This is a genomic window from Vibrio splendidus (assembly GCF_024347615.1).
Taxonomy (GTDB): Bacteria; Pseudomonadota; Gammaproteobacteria; order Enterobacterales; family Vibrionaceae; genus Vibrio; species Vibrio splendidus.
Genome location: NZ_AP025508.1, coordinates 2781761 through 2803868 on the forward strand (window position 1 = coordinate 2781761; position 22108 = coordinate 2803868).

Consider the following 22108-nt stretch of genomic DNA (forward strand, 5'->3'; position numbering starts at 1 on the left):
TTCAAACCATTCAAACAAAAAAGGAGCCTCATTAAGGGCCCCTTCCATTCAATATTTAAGCGCAAAGGCTTAAAGCTTACTCAGCGTCGTCGCCAGCTACTTTAGCAGCCGCTTCTTTAACGATTGGCTGAAGTTCGCCTTTTTGGAACATCTCAAGAATGATGTCACAACCACCGATCAGCTCACCGTCAACCCAAAGTTGTGGGAACGTTGGCCATTGTGCGTAAGCTGGAAGCTCTGCACGGATGTCAGGGTTTTGTAGGATATCTACGTAAGCAAATTTTTCACCACATGCCATTAGAGCTTGAGATGCTTGAGAAGAAAAACCACAGCTTGGCAGCTTAGGAGAACCTTTCATGTAAAGTAGAATGGTGTTTTCTTCAATTTGCTGTTTGATTTTATCGATAGTTTCCATTGCTTCCTCGTTAATGGATTACGGCTTTTATTGCCTTTATTCTACCCCAAACCAAAAGAATAAAAACCATATAAAAAAAGCGGTTTACGAGCTAAGCTAACAATTCACACAAAAGTGATGAATTAAGCTTTTAATAAAGTAAAAACTTGCTAAACTATATCGCAAGTCAGCAAATTGACCATGGTTGGCTGTAAAGCGAACCATGAATAATAATATCACTGGAAGCAATCGAAAGAGTTAACTCTTTCATATCAATGGAGAATTGAGCAATGGCATTTGAACTACCGGCTCTTCCTTACGCGAAAGACGCGCTAGAACCACACATCTCAGCAGAAACGCTAGATTTCCACCACGGTAAGCACCACAACACTTACGTTGTTAAGCTAAACGGTCTTATCCCAGGTACTGAGTTTGAAGGCAAAACACTAGAAGAGATCGTTAAGACTTCTACTGGTGGTGTTTTCAATAACGCTGCTCAAATCTGGAACCACACGTTCTACTGGCACTGTCTTGCTCCTAAAGCAGGCGGCGAACCAACTGGCGCTGTTGCAGAAGCAATCAACGCTGCATTCGGTTCTTTCGAAGAATTCAAAGCGAAATTCACTGATTCAGCAATCAACAACTTCGGTTCTTCTTGGACTTGGTTAGTTAAGAAAGCTGACGGTTCTCTAGACATCGTTAACACTTCTAACGCTGCTACTCCTCTAACAGAAGAAGGTGTTACTCCACTTCTAACTGTTGACCTATGGGAACACGCTTACTACATCGATTTCCGCAATGTTCGCCCTGACTACATGGCTGCATTCTGGAACCTAGTAAACTGGTCTTTCGTAGAAGAGAACCTAGCTAAGTAATTATTACTTACGCTGCGCTATTTATAGCGAGTTATCTATTGAAAGCTCATGCCTCGGCGTGAGCTTTTTTGTATCTGTCGTATTCCACAAAATCTAGACCTTTCTTAGCCTATTAACCAGTTAACCAGTTAGCCAGTTAGCCAGTTAGCCAGTTAACCAGTTAGCCAGTTAGCCAGTTAGCCAGTTAGCCAAGAGAGCTTACTTCTCGACCAACTCCTAGCACTCTTCCCCGCCCTGCATAAATTCTCTATTTGCCTGTAATTAAACACTAAAGTTTGCCGACTCCATGCCGTTAAAGGTGTATCCAATGAGAGGTAGCATGCAAATACATACTTTAGACAAAGCAGGAATCATCAACGAACTGAAGTTCGGCATCGGGATCAGCCAAGCGGTTGAGCAAGGTCGCCGTGCAGATTTCGCGTTGCTGTTGTCTATGTTTTCTAATGACGTTCGTGATTGCACGCCGATTGACACCATTGAAGTCACAGAGACAACTGAAGATCGCCTGCGTAAACACTTCGGCGTTGCAGAACCGCAGCAGCTGCGTTCGAACCAATCTTCGTATGAAATTTCAGCTCAGCAATCTAATCATTTTCATCAAGCTAGCCTTGCCAGCGCAAAACTCAGCCATTACTTGAAACCGGAAGCGCTTGCCTTCATGCCTGAAGATACAGCCGACTTACCCGAAGAGGTTTACCAAAACCTTTCTGGTCATGACCGACGTAAATTGGCAAAAAAACAGGTACCTGATTTGCCACTTGCTACGCTCTACAATGAACTATCAACTGCCCAGCGTCAGTACCAAATTCAAGCTCAAGTATAGCGGTCACCTACCTTTCCTCTTTTTCGTTCTCTATCCACTGCTATTCTTGATTAGTTCGCCGCATTTCAAATCATTCACATGCATGATATGAACCACCAGCCTTGGGTGAACATGAAATACGAGTTGTCGATTACTACTTGAAGTTACTGCGAAATGTGAGCCGCCACTAAGTTCATAAAAACTTATCAATTGGCACGCCTTAGTTTGAACCTCTTCACACCCATTGTATGAAATTTAACCCATCCTTATCCGACATGGACGATTTATTTAGGTGCTGGGATGGAAATAAAAAGCTCAATCATATTGGTGACATCTGCAGGCTCGCAACTCGGAGGGACGATTGCGAACCACTTTGTTAACCTTGGAGCCACAGTCATCCTTTGTGATAAAGACACGGAAGCACTTCAAGCGACCTATTTACAATGTGCTCGTTTTTCTGACTCGGTTTACCACTACACACTCAAAAGCAATGACAACCAAGCAATTCTCAGCGTGTTTGATTTTATTCAAACCACCTTCAACACTACGCCCGATGTACTGGTCAATAATTGGATAAGCTCCCCGATGCCAAGCCTAATTGGCGATCAACCTGTCAGTAGCTTTATCAATGATCTTTCTTCTATGGCTACGACTCTTTTCGCATTTGGGCAAATCAGTGCCGAGAGATTACGAGAGGAGGATAAAGAAGGCGTTATTGTGAATGTGATCTCTCACGATGACTTCCATGACGTGTCCGGCTTAGAGAGTGCGAACTCAATGATTACTGGCTTTACCCATAGCTGGGCCAAAGAACTGACTCCATTTGGTATTCGAGTCGGCGGTGTTGTCCCGGCAATCCATAACTCCGATGGCAAGCTCAACCGATGCCACTGGGCTCAGCTGCAAGATGAGCTGACCAGAACAACGGAATACATCGTCTCTAATGATTACTTTAGTGGACGAGTGGTCGCTGCTGAGGTTTAGTTCTTCCCCGATGCCAAGCACATTTGAGCCATTCATTTCTAATCGAGTGACATTACTCTAGCCTTTCAAGCCGCGTAGATCAGGCAACAAACATAAAAAAAGCCCCAGTCTCTCGACTAGGGCTTTGATCTTTTCCCGATAGATAAGGTTCGTGCTAGCGAAAACTTATCTCAAAACTAATGCTTACTTATTACGCGTTAGCTTTTTCTTTTTTAGCTTTTGGCGCTTTCGCGTCAGCTGGCTTTTGGTCAGCTTTCTTAAGAATCACTGTAGTGCCTTCGAAAGTTTCACCTTCAACGTAAGGAGTACCGAAGTAAGACGTTGTTAGTACTTCTTTTAGCTCAGTGATTAGTGGGTAACGTGGGTTAGCACCTGTACACTGGTCATCGAACGCTTCAACAGCTAGCTCGTCTAGTTTAGCGATGAAGTCAGACTCGTTAACACCCGCAGCTTGGATTGATAGTGGGATGTCTAGGTCGTTCTTAAGCTCTTCTAACCAAGTTAGTAGACGTTCAATCTTCTGAGCAGTACGGTCACCAGCTTGGCTTAGGCCTAGGTGGTCAGCAACTTCAGCGTAACGACGACGTGCTTGTGGGCGGTCGTACTGAGAGAATGCAGTTTGCTTAGTTGGGTTATCGTTCGCGTTGTAACGTACAACGTTTGAGATAAGTAGTGCGTTAGCAAGACCGTGTGGTAGGTGGAACTCAGCACCAATTTTGTGAGCCATTGAGTGACACACACCTAGGAATGCGTTCGCAAAGGCAATACCAGCAATCGTTGCAGCGTTGTGTACTTTCTCACGAGCGATTGGGTCTGCTGAACCGTTTTTGTAGCTTGATGGTAGGTATTCTTTAAGCATCTTAAGAGCTTGTAGAGCTTGACCATCAGAGTATTCATTCGCAAGAACTGATACGTAAGCTTCAAGAGCGTGAGTTACGGCATCGTAACCACCGAACGCTGTTAGAGACTTAGGCATGTTCATTACTAGGTTAGCATCAACAACAGCCATGTTTGGCGTGATTTCGTAATCCGCTAGTGGGTATTTAGCACCCGTCTTGTCGTCAGTAACAACGGCGAAAGGCGTAACTTCTGAACCCGTACCTGAAGTTGTAGTGATACATACAAGCTCAGCTTTTTTACCCATTTTAGGGAACTTGTAGATACGTTTACGGATATCCATAAAGCGCATTGCAAGTTCTTCGAAGTGAGTTTCTGGGTGCTCGTACATAACCCACATGATCTTAGCTGCATCCATTGGAGAACCGCCACCTAGAGCAAGGATTACGTCAGGCTGGAAGCTCTTCATTGCTTCAGCGCCTTTCTCAACAACAGACAATGTTGGATCCGCTTCTACATCGAAGAATACTTGAACTTCAATACCTTGCGATTTCAGGATTTGTACTACGTCATCTGCGTAACCGTTGTTGAATAGGAAACGGTCAGTTACTAGGAATGCGCGTTTCTTACCTTCTAGGTCGCTCATTGCGATTGGAAGGCTGCCACGACGGAAGTAGATAGACTTAGGTAGTTTGTGCCACAACATATTTTCAGCTCGCTTCGCTACAGTTTTCTTGTTGATAAGGTGCTTAGGACCTACGTTCTCAGAGATAGAGTTACCACCCCATGAACCACAACCAAGAGTTAGAGAAGGTGCAACGTTGAAGTTGTACAGGTCACCGATACCACCGTGAGTAGTAGGGATGTTGATTAGGATACGAGCCGTCTTCATCTTGTCACCGAAGTAACGAATACGATCTGCGTTTACGTCTTGGTTAGTGTAAAGACCAGACGTGTGACCGATACCACCGATTTCAACCATCGTTACCGCTTGAGCAACAGCGTCTTCGAAATCGTCTGCGCGGAATAGACCTAGAGTTGGAGACAGTTTCTCGTGAGCGAATTCGTCATCGTAAGAAACTTTACCAAGACCTTCACCTACAAGAACTTTAGTATCAGCAGGAACTTTAACACCCGCCATTTCAGCGATTGCTGGAGCAGGTTGACCTACGATTTTAGCGTTTAGGTTGCCGTCGATAAGAAGAACTTTACGTACTTTATCTGCGTCAGTTTTAGATAAAACGTGAGCTTTGTGAGAAGCAAAACGCTCTTTAACTTCGTCATATACTTCGCTAACTACGATTGCAGCTTGCTCAGAAGCACATACTACGCCGTTATCGAATGTTTTAGACATAAGAATAGATGCTACAGCACGTTTGATGTCAGCTGTTTCATCGATAACTACAGGAACGTTACCAGCACCAACACCGATAGCAGGCTTACCAGAAGAGTATGCTGCTTTAACCATGCCTGGACCACCAGTAGCTAGGATAAGCGCGATACCGTCGTGCTTCATAAGCGCGTTAGAAAGCTCTACAGATGGTTGGTCGATCCAACCGATGATGTCTTTTGGTGCGCCCGCTTTAACAGCCGCATCTAAAACAAGTTTAGCAGCGTCGTTAGTAGAGTTCTTTGCACGTGGGTGTGGCGAGAAGATGATGCCGTTACGTGTCTTAAGAGAGATTAGAGATTTGAAGATTGCTGTAGAAGTTGGGTTCGTTGTTGGAACGATACCACAGATGATACCTACAGGCTCAGCTATAGTCATTGTGCCTAGGCTGTCATCTTCTTCTAAGATGCCACATGTTTTTTCGTCTTTGTATTTGTTGTAGATAAATTCAGATGCAAAGTGGTTTTTGATAACCTTATCTTCAACAATTCCCATTCCAGATTCAGCAACTGCTTGTTGTGCAAGTGGGATACGAGCGTGGTTAGCAGCAAGAGAAGCTGCACGGAAGATTGCGTCTACTTTCTCTTGAGAGAATGTTGCAAATTCTTCTTGTGCTGCTTTAACGCGAGCTACTAGAGCATCAAGTTCCGCTAAGTTAGTTACAGGCATGGTGGATCTCCTAAAATAATAAATATTAAAAACTTTTTATTAAATTCGCTGCTTGCTTTTAACCTTAAACATCAGCGTTCTTAGTAAATTGCTTTCAGGACTGAGTATATTATTTCACTGTGTGAAAAAAATTGACCCAGATCAGTTACCCAAAAAGAATTAACCAGAAAGTAGTAAGGCAATCGAAAAAATCAACTTAAGAGCATGATTTACATAGATTAAAATCACACTTTTCGTTAGCGCAAAAAACAAGCAAACAGACAACTTTTTTCTACATAGCGTCATAAACTGTAAAAAAGTTTCATTTTTAGTCCGTTAAATTACATGTATACAGCTATATTCGTGCTACTGAGAGTATATCCATACCGTTGCAGCGGCTAGATTCTGACATAATTTTTATTAAATTCGTGCGATGGTTAACAGTTACTCAATAACAAGTTACAAAATGAAACACTAACAACTAGCTTTCAACAAGGCGAATACAAAAGTGAGATTCAATTAGTTTTTCTAAAAAAAATCCCCTATTTCAGGTTAGTTTTTTTCATTCGTGCAAATTCAGTTTGTCCCTTACATTACGCGCTCTGACTATTCACAGATCAACACTTCTACTTTAAGTACGCTAACTGGAGACCGCTCTCATGCAAGGCTTAGAACTCGCAATTTTTATGCAATTCTTCCTTGGGCTTGTTGCTGCCGTAAACCCTATCGGCATCATGCCTGTTTTTGTTTCTCTTACTGCTCATATGCCGCCAGAAGAGAGGAACAGGACAGCCTTACAAGCAAACATTGCTGTTGCCGTTATCCTGATTGTGTCGCTTGTTGCGGGGCAAATGCTGCTTGATATGTTTAGCATCTCGCTAGATTCATTTCGTGTTGCAGGTGGTTTGCTATTGCTGAGCATCGCATTTTCGATGATGAGCGGTAAGCTCGGTGAAGATAAACAGAACAAACAAGAGAAATCTGAATACATAAGCAAAGAGCAAATCGGAGTTGTTCCACTGGCTATGCCGCTAATGGCGGGTCCGGGTGCAATCAGCTCGACCATTGTTTATGGGTCTCGCTATCCAGCAGCCATTGATACCGTAGGCATCGGCATTAGTATCATCGCGTTTGCAACATGCTCTTGGCTTCTGTTCCGTTCAGCGCCAGTTATCGTTCGCTTTTTAGGTCAAACGGGTATCAACGTGATCACTCGTATCATGGGCTTGATTCTTGGCGCATTGGGCATCGAGTTCATCGCCAATGGCCTACGTAATCTGTTCCCAGGTTTGGCATAACGTTTAACGGCATTTCGGTTGCTCTATAAAGGGCAACAATATTGAAATATAGATGAGGCGAGTAAAGCAATTGGGCTTTCACTCGCCTCGTTATTATGAAGCTTGTATAATGATTGTTAATGCATTTAACAGAAGATGAATCTTTCCTTATGTCACGCAAGCCACTCAAGCATCATTTGTACGTCATTATCTTTGGTACTCACACGCCAGCCGGACGTGCATTTGATATCTCTCTGATCGTTGCAATCTTGGCTTCGCTGTTGGTTCTGATCTTAGAGTCCATACCTAATGTGATGACCGAATGGTCACAGCAGCTGCGTTATATCGAATACACCTTTACAGCCCTCTTTACTCTCGAGTATTTGTTGAGACTTTATTGCTCTCCAAAACCTAAATCCTACGCCACCAGCTTTTACGGTGTCGTTGACCTATTGGCGATTCTTCCAACCTACCTAGCGATCATCTTCCCAGGCGCTTCATTTATGGGTGTAGTGAGACTGCTGCGTGTGATGCGTATCTTCCGAATCCTAAAACTGGTTCGCTACCTGCAAGATTCCAATATCTTGTTGCGCTCACTGTTGATGGCACGACGAAAGATACTGATCTTTTTCAGTACAGTGGGTATCTTGGTCGTTATCTTCGGCGCTCTGATCTTTGTTATTGAAGGACCAGAAAATGGCTTCACCAGTATTCCCCACAGTATTTATTGGGCAATCGTAACCATCACCACGGTTGGCTACGGTGACATGATCCCCCAAACTGCGTTAGGTAAAGCGATCGCTTCACTTACCATGCTGTTGGGTTACTCTATCCTAGCCGTCCCAACGGGTATCATTACCGCAGAACTCAGTAATGAAATGAACTCACACAAAGAGTTGGTTAAATGCCCGAACTGCAACCGAGCAGGCCATGATTCGGATGCCATGTATTGCAAACACTGTGCGAGTGAATTGGCAGACCCAGACAAGCGTGTCGTCACCGACGAAACAGAATAAAAACAAAAAAGAGCTCCTAAGAGCTCTTTTTTTTCTTAACTATCTAACTAAAGCAACTAACAGCCGTCTGTGAAAACTTCCACTTGGTAGTCATCATTTGCTTCCATTGCGGCCGTGTATTTCACATAGCATTGGGTCTTCTCGATAGCGGTATTGAAATCATCACCCACCATATCCTTTAGATACTCAGATCGAGTGATAACCCAAATGTCAGGGGTTTGCACTGAGCCGTTATTGTGAGCCGCCCAAGTCCACTCTGCGGTTAAATCGTGATAGCCCGACTCGATTGCAAGGAAGTTTTCCATACCTCCCTTTTGAACCGCAGGATAACCGAACTGTACAGTACCGTAATCTGGAATCGAATAAGAAGCTTGATCTTCCATGCCCTCGACTGCTGCTTTTTCGAATGCTAAATCAGCAGCTGTGTGAACGGACGCTCCTAACCCTTCAATAACCGAAGCCCTTGCATCATGTTGTATGTTTAAAAACCTAGGTGCTGCAACAACCGCTAAAACACCAATAATGACGATAACAACAATCAACTCGATAAGAGTAAAACCTTTAAGGTTTGCTTTCATTTTCTAGCTCCAACTTTAAGACGCACGAAAGGTAAGGTCTTAAAGTCAGGCTTCTGTCATCAGAAACAAAAAAAGCGCCCTAAGGCGCTTCTTCGTTAATTATTCTCAAAAATGAGGCAGTTACGCTTTCTCAGCAAGGATAATGCGCAAAGTACGACGTAGTGGTTCTGCAGCACCCCAAAGTAATTGGTCACCGACAGTGAACGCGTTCAGGAAGTCGTTACCCATAGACATCTTACGCAGACGACCTACTGGTACAGACATAGTGCCTGTTACTTTCGCTGGTGTTAGCTCCTGTGCCGTGATGTCACGGTCATTAGGAACCACTTTAACCCAATCATTGTGCGTCGCGATGATCTCTTCGATCTCGTCCATTGGCACGTCTTGCTTAAGCTTGATTGTTAGTGCTTGAGCATGACAACGCATTGCACCGATTCGTACACAAGTACCATCAATCGGGATTGGCTGACCATCTAGGCCAAGAATCTTGTTCGCTTCAACACCTGCTTTCCATTCTTCTTTGCTTTGACCATTTTCACGCTTCACATCAATCCAAGGGATTAGTGAGCCCGCAAGCGGAGCACCAAATTGGTCTGTTGGGAATGAAGATGAACGAATGGTATCAGCGACTTTTTTATCAATATCAAGGATGGAACTTGAAGGGTTTGCTAGTTCTGAACTTACGCTATCGTTGATCACACCCATTTGTGAGATCAGTTCACGCATGTTCTTAGCACCTGCACCAGAAGCCGCTTGGTAAGTCATGGCACTCATCCACTCGACCATACCTTTCTCGTAAAGGCCACCCAAAGCCATAAGCATTAAGCTCACAGTACAGTTACCACCAACGAACGTGTTGGTGCCGTTGTGAATGCCTTGCTGGATTTGAGCCAAGTTAACAGGATCAAGAGTGATGATTGAATCAGCGTCCATACGTAAGGTAGAAGCCGCATCAATCCAGTAACCTTTCCATCCTGCTTGACGCAATGCTGGGTATACTTTTGATGTGTAATCGCCGCCTTGACAGGTAATCACAGCATCAAGCTGTTTTAGGCTATCAATATCAAAAGCGTCTTGAAGTAGACCCGCATCTTTACCACCTAGAACAGGGGCAGGAATACCAATCTGAGATGTGCTGTAATAAACAGGCTCAATCAAGTCGAAGTCTTTCTCTTCAACCATACGTTGCATTAGTACAGAACCAACCATACCGCGCCAACCAACTAGACCTACTCTCATCGCTCACTCTCCATGTATAAATTAAAAATTGCTCTCCCCCATCTATAAGTTTTTCAGAAACAGAACTCAAGCGCTTTTTGTCAAAAAGTGTAACTTTTTCGTTTCTTTTAAGTGAACGTAATGAATCGTGCAGTTATCTCTGTATCGACATTCAATGTCTGGACCATTGTTAAAACACCCATTATCGTCAAATTCAAACATTTACATCGCCAAAACCGCTTGAATCGACACCCATCACAAACAGTAAATCCCTCTTTTAAACCAAGGTTAATCAGAATTATATTTTACAAAACGAAAACAACGTGCGACAAACTTCAACATGTAACAATCATGAATTTAACAAAATTTCAGATTATGAAACCACAATTGATTGAGTTAACAGTCAAATATCACAACTTGGGCGTATTTTTTCGATATAATAAACTAATTACTGTAGTGTCCATTTTGCACCACACACTATAACGAAGCACTATAAATGCTCGAATTAACAAGAGGCTTTTATGAAGCAGAGTAAAACTCGCCTACCGAACCTATTACAGGTATTCATCGCGTTAGGACTATTTCTATCCCTTGCTTTTTCCTTTACAGCAAAGCTTGACCTTCCAATTCAACTTGCCTTGTATATTGGTTGGTTCATTATCATGGTTCTTGGTATTCGTCTTGGCCACGAATACAAAGACTTAGAAAAAGCAGCACTCAAAGGAATATCCAATGGCTTAGGCGCGGTTTTAATACTTTTAGCCGTTGGCGCTCTTGTTGGTACTTGGATCTCAGGCGGGATCGTACCTACTATCATTTACTATGGTCTGAAAGCTATCCACCCTTCTATCTTCCTTTTAGCGACCATGATCATCTGTTCTCTAACCGCATTGGCGACCGGTACGTCTTGGGGTGCTGCGGGTACTGCAGGCATCGCGATGATGGGTATTGGCCAAGGCTTAGGTGTTCCAGCACCAATTACAGCGGGTGCGGTGCTATCAGGTTGTTACTTCGGTGACAAGATGTCTCCACTTTCTGATTCAGTGATTCTGGCTTCTTCAATGTCTGGTGTCGAAGTGGTTGAACACATCAAAGGCATGCTGCCTGTTGCGCTAATCAGCTACATTATTACTGGCATCATGTTTACTGCGTTTGGTTTCCACTACGCAGGTAATGTTGACATGAGCCAAGTAGATTCTGTCATCAAAGCTATGGAAGTTCAGTTCTACATCACGCCTTACTCATTCGTTCCAGTACTTATCGTGCTTGGCCTGTTGGCTTTCCGTATGCCTTCATTCCCAGTAATCAGCTTTGGTTCTCTGCTAGGTATTATCTGGGCGGTCATGATCCAAGAGATCGATTTCCTAACGGCATTCAATACTGCTTGGGCACCGTTCTCTATCTCATCTGGCGTAGAATTCATTGATTCTATTCTTAACCGTGGCGGCATGTCTTCAATGCTTGGTTCGGTTGCGGTTATCGTATTTGGTCTAGGTTTTGGTGGCTTACTGGATAAAGTGGGCGTACTAGAGACAATTGCTAAAGTGTTCGAGCGCCGTGTAAACAGCGCAGGTTCTCTAGCAACCAGCACCATTGGTACGGCTTTCATGGGTAACGTGTTCGGTTCTGCGATGTACGTATCGTTAATCCTTACGCCAAAAATCTGTGCAAAGAACTACGACCGCTTGGGCTACAAACGTAAGAACCTATCTCGTAATGCTGAGTTTGGCGGCACGTTAACGTCAGGCATGGTTCCTTGGAGTGATAACGGTATCTACATGGCGAGTATTCTAGGCGTTGCAACGTTATCTTACGCACCGTTCATGTGGCTAAGCTTCATCTGTATCATCGTGACTATCGTGACCTCTTACATGGGGTGGTTCGTTGATAAGTGTGAACCAACAGCACCAGCCGTTGAAACTGAAGAAGCGGCAGAGCTTACTAAGCAGCAAGCATAAGTTAATGCCTCAGAACTTTAGAAAGTAAGCACAAAAACGTTAATGATATAAATGCAAAAAGAGCGCCCTAGAGCGCTCTTTTTTTGATCTACTGGTTTATCTATTTATTTATCTATTTATGGTTCGCTTACCCAACCAGTAGCCGATGCCTAACGGTGCAAAGAACACCACTAAGATAAACAGGATGAAATAGATAATCACACTTTTGATTAACTCCATCAGCTTATCAATCGCCAGTACCACCACCTCTTGAGATACGCGGTCAAGGTCTTGCGTAAACAACTCCCTTTCTGAAGTCACGATACCTGCAATCTCAATGCGCTCTTTCGCAATCATCTCTACCAGAGCTTCTCTTTCACGTGTCACCATTTTTTCTAACGCCACACGCTCTTCAGTTAGCATCGCTAATTTCTGGTCTGTCTTGTCGCTAAGATCGTTGAGTAGAGGCTGCATTTCTGTCGACATAATAGAAGCCAGTGTTTGCATGTACTCAGGGTTGTTCTCGATGAAGTCTTGCATGCTTGCTGACGTTTGACGAAGACTTTCCAGCGTCATCGATAGGTCTTCACCCGTTAGCGAGCTGTTTAACGCAACCAGCTCCGCTTTCCAAGACATTAGTTTAGGCGTCTGGTCAGCCATCAAACTTAAACGATCGGATGCGTCACTCATGGCTTCTGGCATAGTGCCTAAGCTCTGGACAATTTGCGACTCGTCTTTATCTAGGTAGCTCAGCCATTCTCGGTAAGCAGGTGTGCTTCTGAATGTGAGGTCTTTAAATGGGTGGCTAGCAGCAAACTGCGCAACGAACACTTTGCTGTTCTTGAAATCACTGGAGCTCAATACACCCTTTGCCAGTTTTTCTGCTTCTTGATCAAGAAAACGAGCAGTCTCTACCGCATCATCCGTCGCGAACAGATCCGCGCCATCGCCTTGGCGATAAAACTGATTCATTCGGGCTGTGAACACCCACGAGTCGATTAAGGCAGACATCGGTGACGTTTGATAAGCCGCTTGCTGTAAGCCCTGCTCCGCATGGATCTTCCAAAGCAAGACGTAAGATTGATGTAAGGTGTCATCAGCAGGGTAAGATTGAGCAATGAGATCGGCTGAGTCTTCTACTCGCATAAAAAACATCTTGGCGTATTCACGCGTCATGATTCGAGCATTCAGCTCTTGTTGAGTGAGAGGCGTCGTCTGAGTATCTAACTTAACTTCTAATAGAGAACAACCACTTAGCACAACACTAAGCACCAACACCATCCAACGTCGACTCGAAAATCGTAACATGTAAACCTCTGACAAAGACTAAGGGCGCGGATTGTATGAGCACTTCGTCAGAGTATTGTCAAAATTCCTACAAAAGTTAACGCTGCTTATCTAAATATTCAAACGCAGCATCTATAGAGGCTTTTATTGCCGCCTCTAGTTCTTCTAAATCGTGTTCACTGATCGCTCTCGACTGTTTCATTGTCATTTCAATGGTTGCTGCAATGATCGCTAATCGAGATGCTTTGATACTGCCAGCCACACCTTTTAAGCTATGTACAATACGAGCAGCAGAGGTTTCATCTTTAGTGAGAAGAGATTTGAACTTCGTGTAATCATCAGCGTGATCTTGTACAAAAACACCAAGTAGCAATTCGACAGACTCAGCATCACCATCAAGCGTTTCTAGCATGTCTTCAATATCAATCGCAGGCTTCGAATCAGTGACACTTGCGATGTGTTTCTCTGCCACTGGAGTTTCCTCAGTGTTCTGCTGAACAATTTTCTGGCTTGTTACGTTAACGCCCTCTTGAGGTTGAAGGTCGGGATGTTTACTCGGTGGCGTAATCTCCAATACGGAAGAGTCATCACTTGGTTGCTTCACCGCAGAGGAAGCATTTTCCTTACTTGAATCGGTAACTGGTTCAGGGCTCAGTTCTTTGTCTGCTTGTTGAATCAATTTTCTCGATCTAACACCCCACAACACTAATGTGATCATCGTTACCAAGCTTAAACCTAGCATCACTAGCAATAGGTTAAACTGACGGTCATGGAACTCAGCTTCAAGTTTAATGATCTGTTCGTTCACCGAGTTTTTCTTGATTTTATCGACTAAATAATTGAGCTGAGCGTAATCACTCAACAACGCTGAGGCATCAGCCAATAACTGTTGCAGTGCGTCTTGCTCTTCAGTTTTTAATGAATATGATTTTTCTAGAATGGAATCAAACGCACGATAAGTCGCTGACGAGCTTTGATTGTCAGAATACATCGCTTCAAAGACAACAACGCCGAATTCATTGAGTAGCGGTTTTAGTTTAGGGGAAAGCTCTTTATCAGCGCGCAGTATCTTAATATTGTCAACAATGTCTTGAACCTGGCTTTCTATCGGGATGAACTCATCAAACTTTTCTAGGAACTGATCGGCTACATAAAGCAGTTGATTCACATCAGGGCGAAACAAGGCGTGTTGAAAATCAGATTCAATCTGCAGTCGGATCGAATAAACCAACTGAGCATCAAGTGCTAACTCATTGATACGAGAGACTCGCAGCGGCTCAGAGAAATAAAGCGATTGCCTCAATTCATTGACGCGAATGCCGAGTTCTTCAATTTGAGCAAGAGAATTGGTGTAGGAACGGCTTAGATTAAGGAGAGCCAATGAAGGAAGTAGCCACAGAGCCATGAGCACAACCAAGAAAGTGGCCGGTTTTTTAAAGCGTTTGGGCTTTGCTACTGATTGTTCCATCTATATTCCTTGTGCGTGTTAACTTGAAGCCATGACACTTGCTAAAAGACTAAGCACAAAACAAGCGACAACATCTTGCTGCCGCTTTTACTCGTTAACTTCGGACTATGACTTATTGCGAGTCAGTTGGTCACGTAAGTTCGGTGGAGTGCCTTTAATCGTTAGCGTGTCTGTCTCCGGATCGTAAAAGATACGTTCGCCTAGAAGCAGACTATCAAAACTAACATTCAAACCGCCACCAGCACCAACAAATTTTGTTAGTTTACGCATAGTTGCGCGATCAGCAGGGAAACTGTCTTCTAACTCGTAGCCTTGCTCACTAGTATAGTCAAAGAAGCTTGTACCATCTGTGCTTGCTGGCAGTTCTCCAGAAAGTTCACGAACTTGAACTTCATCGCCCGCTTTTAGCTGTTCGTTACAGTAATCCGCAACCTGCTTTTTATAGCTGATCGCTTCTTCTTTTTCTAACTTAGAGTCTGAAACGAAATCTTCTACCGCTTGCATCAGTACTTGGTTTTGCTGTTTCGCATCCAAACCGACTTCAGCTTGTAAGAAATCTAAGAAGAAATCCGCGACTTTACGGCCAACACGTCCTTTAATGTAAGTTAAGTAACGGTTTGACTCTTTGTCTGTGTCGTATGTTGAAAGATCAAGGCGCGCCACAATATCCATCTTTGAGATATCAAGGTAATCAGTCGCACTGATGTCTAGCCCTTCAGTCACTTTCAAACTTTGGTTCGAAGGCAGTAAACCAATGAAAAGGTAGTCTGTCGCCAGTGATTGGTATTCAGCGAGTACCAAAGTGCCTTCGTCAGCAAATGGGTACTTCGATAACTCATCTTTTAGACGTAGCGCACTTTTTTGAGAGAAATCATAGAAACTTTGCTCTCCCGCTCGAAATTCATGCAACGACTGCTGGAATTCGCTGTCGGATTTGAAAGAACCAAACCCTTTGCCTGCTTTTGAATTAAAAACACGGTGAAGTTCAGCAACTAGGCTTTCAGATGAAGCATCGTTCTCTAGAGATTCAGCACGATAGTTAACAATCAGCTCATCCTGATCGTTCTTGCTCAGCTGGTGTAAAATTACGTTGGAAAGGTGAAGGCTCATAGTGAAAATATTACCGTTCAGGTTTCAGTTGTCGTGCATAGTAGGTTATCATAAGCCGCTTTTACTATCATTATTAGAGTCCTTATGCCGATTATATCTAAATACACAGATGATCAAGTTGAAAAAATCCTAGCTGAAGTAGGTGCTGTACTCACTAAGCACAAAGCTTCACCAGAACTTTCACTGATGATCGCTGGAAATATCGCAACCAATGTCTTAAATCAGAATGTTGCTGCTTCACAACGCAAAGGAATTGCTGAAAAATTTGCCGAAGCTTTAATCTCTTCTCTTGAAGATAAAAAGTCTCACTAAATTTGATTGACGGATAAAAGAATTATAAATGGTAGACAGCGCAAACTCATATAGCGATCGCGTATCTCGACTTGTTGGTTGGGGTCACTGGTTTGCATTTTTCAACATCATTGCTGCGATGTTGATTGGTACTCGTTATATTACTCAATCTGCTTGGCCAGAAACCCTACTGGGTCAATTTTATTTGGCTGCATCTTGGGTTGGTCATTTCGGGTTTTTAGTATTCGCGCTTTATCTACTAGTGCTGTTTCCGCTCACTTTTATTCTTCCGTCGAGGAAGTTATTACGTTTGGTTGCCGTTTGCTTTGCAACCATAGGTTTAACTGTCCTACTGATTGATACCCAAACGTATCAAAATATAAACCTCCACCTGACACCTGTCGTGTGGGAGGTTTTATTCAGTGGAGAGGAGTCTGCATTCACATCTGATTTGCAACACCTCTTCATTGTTATGCCACTTATCTTCTTATTGCAGCTAGGTCTGTCTGAGTGGGTTTGGCGTAAGCAACGTAAACTGTCTCATAAACACATTGGCCGTCCGATTACTGCCGTCTTCTTCTTGTGTTTCATCAGCAGCCACTTGACCTACATGTGGGCTGATGCATATTTCTACAACCCAATTACTAGCCAGAAAGCGAACTTCCCACTGTCATACCCAATGACAGCGAAAAGCTTTATGGAAAAACATGGCCTATTAGACCGTGAAGAGTATCTACAGCGTTTAGAAGCCAACAAAGAGAACGTAAACTTAGTTAGCTACCCGCTCGAAAAAATTCAATACAACCGCCGCAGTGATGATCTTAATATCCTGATGGTGAGTGTAAACAACCTTCGCTCTGATGCACTTAATGCCACAGCGATGCCAAACAGCTACGCATACTCACAACAATCGATCAACTTCACCAATCACTACAGTTCAAGTAACGACATGTTTGGTATCTTCGGTTTGTTCTATGGCCTTCCAAGCAGCTATGCAAGCAGCATCGAAGCTCAGGGTTCAAGTGCAGTACTGTTGGACGTTTTAGATAATCACAATTATAAGTTTGCGGCTTTCAGTGGCGACAACTTTGACGATGCACTTTACTCGGAAATCATCTTCCGAGGCCGTGATGTTATGCCAGAGCAAGCAACTTATGATGACAAAAGCGCGATACAAGCTTGGTCTAACTGGATTCAATCACCACAAGCTAAACGTCCTTGGTTTAACTTCATTGAGCTGACCACGCTGGATAACTTCTCTAGCTACGATTCAAGTTCAGAGTCAGACTCAACGTTAACGACAGCAGAACGTTTTGCTGCAGACTATCAAAAGTCTGCTCAAGCAGCCGATGCTCAGCTAGCAACAATCTACGCTGAACTGGAACGCTTAGAGCTAACCGACAACACGGTGGTTATCATTACCTCTAATCACGGTAGCGAGTTTAACGAAACTAAGACCAACAGCTGGGGCGCAAACTCCAACTACAGTCGTTATCAGTTACAAGTGCCACTATTTATCAGCTGGCCTGGTAAGTCTGCTTCTGAATATACTCACCGTTCTAGTCATTTAGACGTGTCCGTAACATTGATGCAAGAGCTATTGGGCGTATCTTCAAACCCAACAGATTTCAGTAGCGGTCGCAGCCTGTTTAATGAGCGTAAAAGAAAGTGGATTCTCGCGGGTGACTCACGTGAACTTGCCCTTGTTACCGACCAGCAAACCACTGTGTTAGATAAATTTGGTAACTATAAATTGTACGATCAGAATTACAAACGTCTGAAAAACGTAAGCCCTCGCTTACCGGTATTAATGCAAGGCCTAACAGAGCTGCAGCGTTTCTACACAAAAAATGACTAAATAGTCACCAAACAGAAAAGGGAAGCTAATGGCTTCCCTTTTTTATTGCCGCTAATGACTAGAAAACAAGCAACCAAACAAGATTATGATAATTAAGGGTTTACAAGGCACTCTCCCCCTTATATTATTCACGCCAATGGAGGGATGGCTGAGTGGTCGAAAGCACCGGTCTTGAAAACCGGCAACCGTTAATAGTGGTTCTAGGGTTCAAATCCCTATCCCTCCACCACTTTAAAGAAAGCCGCTGAGAAATCAGCGGCTTTTTTGCGTCTGACGTAAAGTGAATCGAATCTAAAGTTTAATATTCAACTATTCCCCAAAGACAGATTGTTTGGTTCATTCTGAACAGTTTAAAGCCCTGTTACGACTCTATAGCTGTTTGAATATCACTGGCTAGCTCAATTTATATTCTCTCCACACTCCAGTCATCGATACATACCTTAGACCAAACTTATTTGCACAGCGCGTTCATTCAATATGACTAGACTGGTGGTGCATGCCAATCGGGTACAGTTACTCGCTAGAGAGTCAGAATTCACTGCAGGCTCGAATCGTGTTTAGGCTTGTTTCAGGCACTCATCATAAATCCATAAAAATAAAAAAAATCCAGAGGCTTCATCTAGGTCTCTGGATTTCTAAATTTGGCTTGAGCGCTACTTTAATTAAGCGTTTTCTTGCTTAGTCTCTTGCTGCTCTGCTTGTTTCTTTTGTTCAGCTTCATTTGCTTTTTCTTCGTGGTTTGAACCACCACATCCGCCACAACAGCTCATAATCATACTCTCTTTGATTGTGTTTAAGTCATTCACTGCAGACATAATATTAAAGATGCATTTCAAATGCAACTTTAAAGTCATCAATATTGAACATTCGCAACTTGTAGTAATTTAAGCTTTTGGTTTTATTAAAATTGGTAAGTACAACACAACGAAACAACTGTATGCAGCGACCCACAGAGCGCTGGATAAGGTGATGATAGAGACAATATCATGGGTAAAGTATCCACCAAACACTCGAACAATAAAGGCAAAAACAATGGCGATTAACGCCGCAGTCATTATTTTACCAATCGCAATAGTTCGGCCTGTATGCCCTAAAGACACACGTGAGATCATTGATAAGATCATCACTCCCATTCCACCAACGGTTAATGCATGAATCGCTTGTGATTGTGTGACCAATGACGAAATGATCGAAACGCCATACAAAACCAACCCTAACGAAATGGCCCAGTAGCTTAAGTGTAGAGACCACACAAGAGGAGTCTTAAAAGCAACCCATATTTTCCACCTTACCGCCCTAACCGCATTTGCCAAGCCACTGACAATAAACACGAAAGCAACGAGATCTTGTGGAACTGGAAGTATCTGAAAGCTCAACACAACGGCGAAAATCGTGCTCACGATGCTCAGCTTTTCAAGCCATGGTAATGCAGGGGTTCGTGGTGTCTGTGTGCCATTAGCGGTAAACATAGGAAAAACTCGGCCACCCATAATGCACATGACTAGGGTCACCAACAGCACCATGCTTGTGCTAGCTTGTGAAATTAAGACTGGCTGCTGAAATAAAACGCCATAGTGCATTGCGGCATTGGCAAAAGTCATTAGCAATAAAATGGGGACGAACAACAGGTTTCGCCAAAGCTTCACACTGACAATATTGTGAGCAAGATAAATTACAGCGATAGGTAAAAACAGTAAATCGAGTCCAGCCACCAGCCAAGGGCTTAGAACTTCAGGCAGGAACATGGCTATTCTTGCACACAACCAGATAGCCAGAAGTATCATTAACCCGCGTCCGTTAATGCTGCGGACACCCGTCCAATTTTGTACGGCCGTCAGTAAAAAACCAACCACGACAGTGGCTGCAAAGCCAAACAACATTTCATGAATATGCCACCACATTGCACCGCCATAAACATTTAAGGTTGCGCTGCCATTCCAAAACGCGGCCCACCCGACTAACGCTGCAATACTAAAAAGTGATGCAAACAAAAAAAATGGTCGAAACGCGAGTTCGAAAAATGCCGTCATTGAAACGCCATTATTGGGGTTTTGATTTAAATCTTTCATCATCGTAAACCTAGTGAGTAAACAAAACTTGCTTACTTTTAAATAACTTCAACCGCCAAAAGTTGCCCTAACTTGTAGCTGTGCCCTTCTCCAAGGAGATCTTGCAAGCTATAAGCGTCTAAGCTTTTGTAAAAACACTCTTGAGCTTCAGCAAAGATAGTTTTCAATTGGCAATTTGGTGTAATGACACAGCTATTATCCTCGCCAAAACATTCAACCAAGTTACGTTTGTCTTCTAACTCTCGAACTAACGTACCTATATTGATCTGACTTGGATGGCAACTGAGTTTCAAACCACCATTTTTTCCTCTTGTGGCGATCAGATGTCCTTTGAGGTTGAGTTGCTGAACGATCTTCATTAAGTGGTTTTTAGAAATACCATAACTGTTAGCAATGTCGCCGATGGTGCTAAGAGATTGGTTGTTGATCGCTAAATAGATCAGCACTCGTAGGGAATAATCAGTGTAACGTGTGATATGCATGGTGGGATATTTCACTTTATAAGATGCATTCATTATGAATCTTATAAACAGCAAAGGCAAGTTAACCCTAATGAGGAATGGTGGCTACACACCAAAAGCTAAGGCTTCGGTCCTAATTACGTTCCTCACATCAGTTGTATTCTATCATTTCTCTATTTTCCTTGCTCAAACGATACCTAATCCCTTAAGTCGAAACGATCAGGAACATTTTTCGATGTATTTTCACTCTAACCATATAAAAATGCACAAACTTGTTCATAAAAAAAGCAGTCAGTTGATAAGGGTATTTACAAGCGAATCACACCCCTATATTATTCGCGCCATTGGAGGGATGGCTGAGTGGTCGAAAGCACCGGTCTTGAAAACCGGCAACCGTTAATAGCGGTTCTAGGGTTCAAATCCCTATCCCTCCACCACATTAAAGAAAGCCGCTGAGAAATCAGCGGCTTTTTTGTATCTGGAGATCACACAAGCTCACCACTCAACGGCTAACAGCAAATGCGGCCTTCAATAACTGCATGTGAATTGGAACCAGATCTTGGTGCTGAGTTCGATATCCGCCACCGACTACGCATGCCATCGGAATAGACTCTGATTTCGCTAACTCAATCATCAAACAGTCGCGTTCAAATATCCCTTTTGTCGAAACATTCAAGTAACCCAATTCATCGTCTTGATGGATATCGATCCCCGCATCATAAATAATCAGATCAGGTTGATGGTGAGCAATCGCTAACTTAGTGACTTGTTCAAAACAACGTAAGAACTCTTCATCTTCTGTTTCACGACTTAACGGCACATCTAAATCGGATAGCGGCTTTCGTGCAGGGAAGTTTTTGTCGCAGTGGAACGACAAAGTAATGATGTCGTCATTCTCTTGGCAAAGAGTCGCTGTGCCATCACCATGATGAACATCGCTGTCGACGATAAGCACTTTATCGATATGTTCAAAGGTCAGCGCATGTTTTGCCGCTAACACCAGATCGTTCAACAAACAAAAGCCGCTACCAAAATCATGGTGTGCGTGATGATAACCACCACTCAAATGAATCGCTAAACCACTCTCTATTGCCATTTCAGCGGCCAAGCAGGTTCCACCACTTGAATAAAGCGTTCTCTCAATAAGTTGTTCACTCCACGGGAAACCGATGCGTCTCATTTTCGCCGCGGGCAAATTACCTGAAACAAGCAAATCCACATACTCACTATCGTGAACCTGTTTTACCTGTTCAACCGAAACCGGCGTTGGTTGGAAGATTTCAAACTGACGCTTCCATAGAGGATCGCGATCCATTAACGCTTCAACAGCACTGTGTAACAACTGATATTTGTTAATCGGGTAACGGTGACCTTCTGGTAAAGGTAACTGCGAATAGATTGGGTGGTAAATTAAAGGAATCATAATCAGGTTAATTGCGTATCTTTCTCAAAATCATAACAGTCTCAGCCTAGGCGACAACCTTAATTGATGATAATAGTTATCATTATCTTAGCTTTAAAAAAGAAACAGCAATGAAAAACCTAATACTCATCTTTGGGGTGATCTGCGGCTCAGTAGCAGCAGTAATGATTTTTATAGGAATGCTA

The 22108-nt window shown here is 43.3% G+C and carries 18 protein-coding genes and 2 tRNA genes; 10 read left to right on the forward strand and 10 right to left on the reverse strand.

Annotation, left to right across the window (positions count from 1 at the left end; genetic code table 11):
• Positions 1–76: 76 nt before the first annotated feature.
• A complete protein-coding gene (locus OCU90_RS12315; RefSeq protein WP_017076187.1) occupies positions 77–415 on the reverse strand; it encodes a Grx4 family monothiol glutaredoxin in 339 nt (112 codons plus the stop codon).
• A gap of 269 nt (positions 416–684) precedes the next feature.
• On the opposite strand from OCU90_RS12315, the gene sodB reads away from it, so the two are divergent.
• From sodB to OCU90_RS12330, 3 genes are all read left to right on the forward strand, one after another.
• On the forward strand, positions 685–1269 hold the full coding sequence (gene sodB / locus OCU90_RS12320; protein ID WP_004734050.1) for a superoxide dismutase [Fe]: 585 nt from the start codon (positions 685–687) through the stop codon (positions 1267–1269).
• A 319-nt stretch (positions 1270–1588) separates the two neighbouring features.
• The gene (locus OCU90_RS12325) at positions 1589–2092 is read left to right on the forward strand and encodes a VC2046/SO_2500 family protein (RefSeq protein ID WP_261809210.1); all 504 of its coding nucleotides are present in this window, start codon (positions 1589–1591) and stop codon (positions 2090–2092) included.
• Positions 2093–2371: 279 nt separating this feature from the next.
• On the forward strand, positions 2372–3055 hold the full coding sequence (locus OCU90_RS12330) for an SDR family oxidoreductase (RefSeq protein ID WP_004734052.1): 684 nt from the start codon (positions 2372–2374) through the stop codon (positions 3053–3055).
• A gap of 190 nt (positions 3056–3245) precedes the next feature.
• On the opposite strand, the gene adhE is transcribed toward OCU90_RS12330, so the two are convergent.
• Positions 3246–5951 (reverse strand): bifunctional acetaldehyde-CoA/alcohol dehydrogenase, encoded by a 2706-nt coding sequence (gene adhE, locus OCU90_RS12335; RefSeq protein ID WP_017084041.1) that lies wholly within the window; start codon positions 5949–5951, stop codon positions 3246–3248.
• A 638-nt stretch (positions 5952–6589) separates the two neighbouring features.
• On the opposite strand from adhE, the gene OCU90_RS12340 reads away from it, so the two are divergent.
• Positions 6590–7228 (forward strand): YchE family NAAT transporter, encoded by a 639-nt coding sequence (locus OCU90_RS12340; RefSeq protein WP_004734056.1) that lies wholly within the window; start codon positions 6590–6592, stop codon positions 7226–7228.
• Positions 7229–7377: 149 nt separating this feature from the next.
• A complete protein-coding gene (locus OCU90_RS12345; RefSeq protein ID WP_029224605.1) occupies positions 7378–8223 on the forward strand; it encodes an ion transporter in 846 nt (281 codons plus the stop codon).
• 56 nt (positions 8224–8279) lie between these two features.
• Here the strand turns inward: OCU90_RS12345 and OCU90_RS12350 are convergent, their stop codons facing one another.
• Positions 8280–8801, reverse strand: a complete 522-nt coding sequence (locus OCU90_RS12350; protein WP_061024373.1) for a prepilin-type N-terminal cleavage/methylation domain-containing protein — start codon at positions 8799–8801, stop codon at positions 8280–8282.
• Positions 8802–8921: 120 nt separating this feature from the next.
• Positions 8922–10040 (reverse strand): aspartate-semialdehyde dehydrogenase, encoded by a 1119-nt coding sequence (gene asd, locus OCU90_RS12355; RefSeq protein WP_061024376.1) that lies wholly within the window; start codon positions 10038–10040, stop codon positions 8922–8924.
• A gap of 500 nt (positions 10041–10540) precedes the next feature.
• Between asd and nhaC the strand changes: the two genes are divergently transcribed.
• Positions 10541–11977 carry a Na+/H+ antiporter NhaC gene (gene nhaC, locus OCU90_RS12360; protein ID WP_017079531.1) on the forward strand — a complete coding sequence of 479 codons (1437 nt, stop codon included), beginning with the start codon at positions 10541–10543 and terminating at the stop codon, positions 11975–11977.
• A 108-nt stretch (positions 11978–12085) separates the two neighbouring features.
• Here nhaC and OCU90_RS12365 read toward each other — a convergent pair whose 3' ends face one another.
• The 3 genes from OCU90_RS12365 to yejK form a co-directional block, all read right to left on the reverse strand.
• On the reverse strand, positions 12086–13264 hold the full coding sequence (locus tag OCU90_RS12365; protein WP_061024379.1) for a hypothetical protein: 1179 nt from the start codon (positions 13262–13264) through the stop codon (positions 12086–12088).
• A gap of 76 nt (positions 13265–13340) precedes the next feature.
• The gene (locus OCU90_RS12370; RefSeq protein WP_061024380.1) at positions 13341–14711 is read right to left on the reverse strand and encodes an Hpt domain-containing protein; all 1371 of its coding nucleotides are present in this window, start codon (positions 14709–14711) and stop codon (positions 13341–13343) included.
• A 105-nt stretch (positions 14712–14816) separates the two neighbouring features.
• Positions 14817–15821, reverse strand: coding sequence for a nucleoid-associated protein YejK (yejK, locus tag OCU90_RS12375; protein WP_017079528.1), 1005 nt, complete (start codon positions 15819–15821; stop codon positions 14817–14819).
• 84 nt (positions 15822–15905) lie between these two features.
• Here yejK and OCU90_RS12380 point away from each other — a divergent pair, with 84 nt between their 5' ends.
• The 3 genes from OCU90_RS12380 (at position 15906) to OCU90_RS12390 (ending at position 18199) form a co-directional block, all read left to right on the forward strand.
• A complete protein-coding gene (locus OCU90_RS12380) occupies positions 15906–16133 on the forward strand; it encodes a YejL family protein (RefSeq protein WP_004734063.1) in 228 nt (75 codons plus the stop codon).
• A 28-nt stretch (positions 16134–16161) separates the two neighbouring features.
• The gene (locus OCU90_RS12385; RefSeq protein WP_004734064.1) at positions 16162–17970 is read left to right on the forward strand and encodes a DUF3413 domain-containing protein; all 1809 of its coding nucleotides are present in this window, start codon (positions 16162–16164) and stop codon (positions 17968–17970) included.
• 138 nt (positions 17971–18108) lie between these two features.
• Positions 18109–18199: transfer RNA gene (locus OCU90_RS12390), tRNA-Ser, on the forward strand.
• Between the two features lie 655 nt (positions 18200–18854).
• On the opposite strand, the gene OCU90_RS12395 is transcribed toward OCU90_RS12390, so the two are convergent.
• Complete coding sequence (locus OCU90_RS12395) at positions 18855–20039, reverse strand: NnrS family protein (RefSeq protein ID WP_061024384.1); 1185 nt, start codon at positions 20037–20039, stop codon at positions 18855–18857.
• Positions 20040–20077: 38 nt separating this feature from the next.
• Positions 20078–20521, reverse strand: a complete 444-nt coding sequence (locus tag OCU90_RS12400) for an RrF2 family transcriptional regulator (RefSeq protein WP_004734067.1) — start codon at positions 20519–20521, stop codon at positions 20078–20080.
• Positions 20522–20846: 325 nt separating this feature from the next.
• Between OCU90_RS12400 and OCU90_RS12405 the strand changes: the two genes are divergently transcribed.
• Positions 20847–20937: transfer RNA gene (locus tag OCU90_RS12405), tRNA-Ser, on the forward strand.
• 65 nt (positions 20938–21002) lie between these two features.
• On the opposite strand, the gene OCU90_RS12410 is transcribed toward OCU90_RS12405, so the two are convergent.
• Complete coding sequence (locus tag OCU90_RS12410; RefSeq protein WP_061024385.1) at positions 21003–21923, reverse strand: histone deacetylase family protein; 921 nt, start codon at positions 21921–21923, stop codon at positions 21003–21005.
• Between the last annotated feature and the right edge of the window lie 185 nt (positions 21924–22108).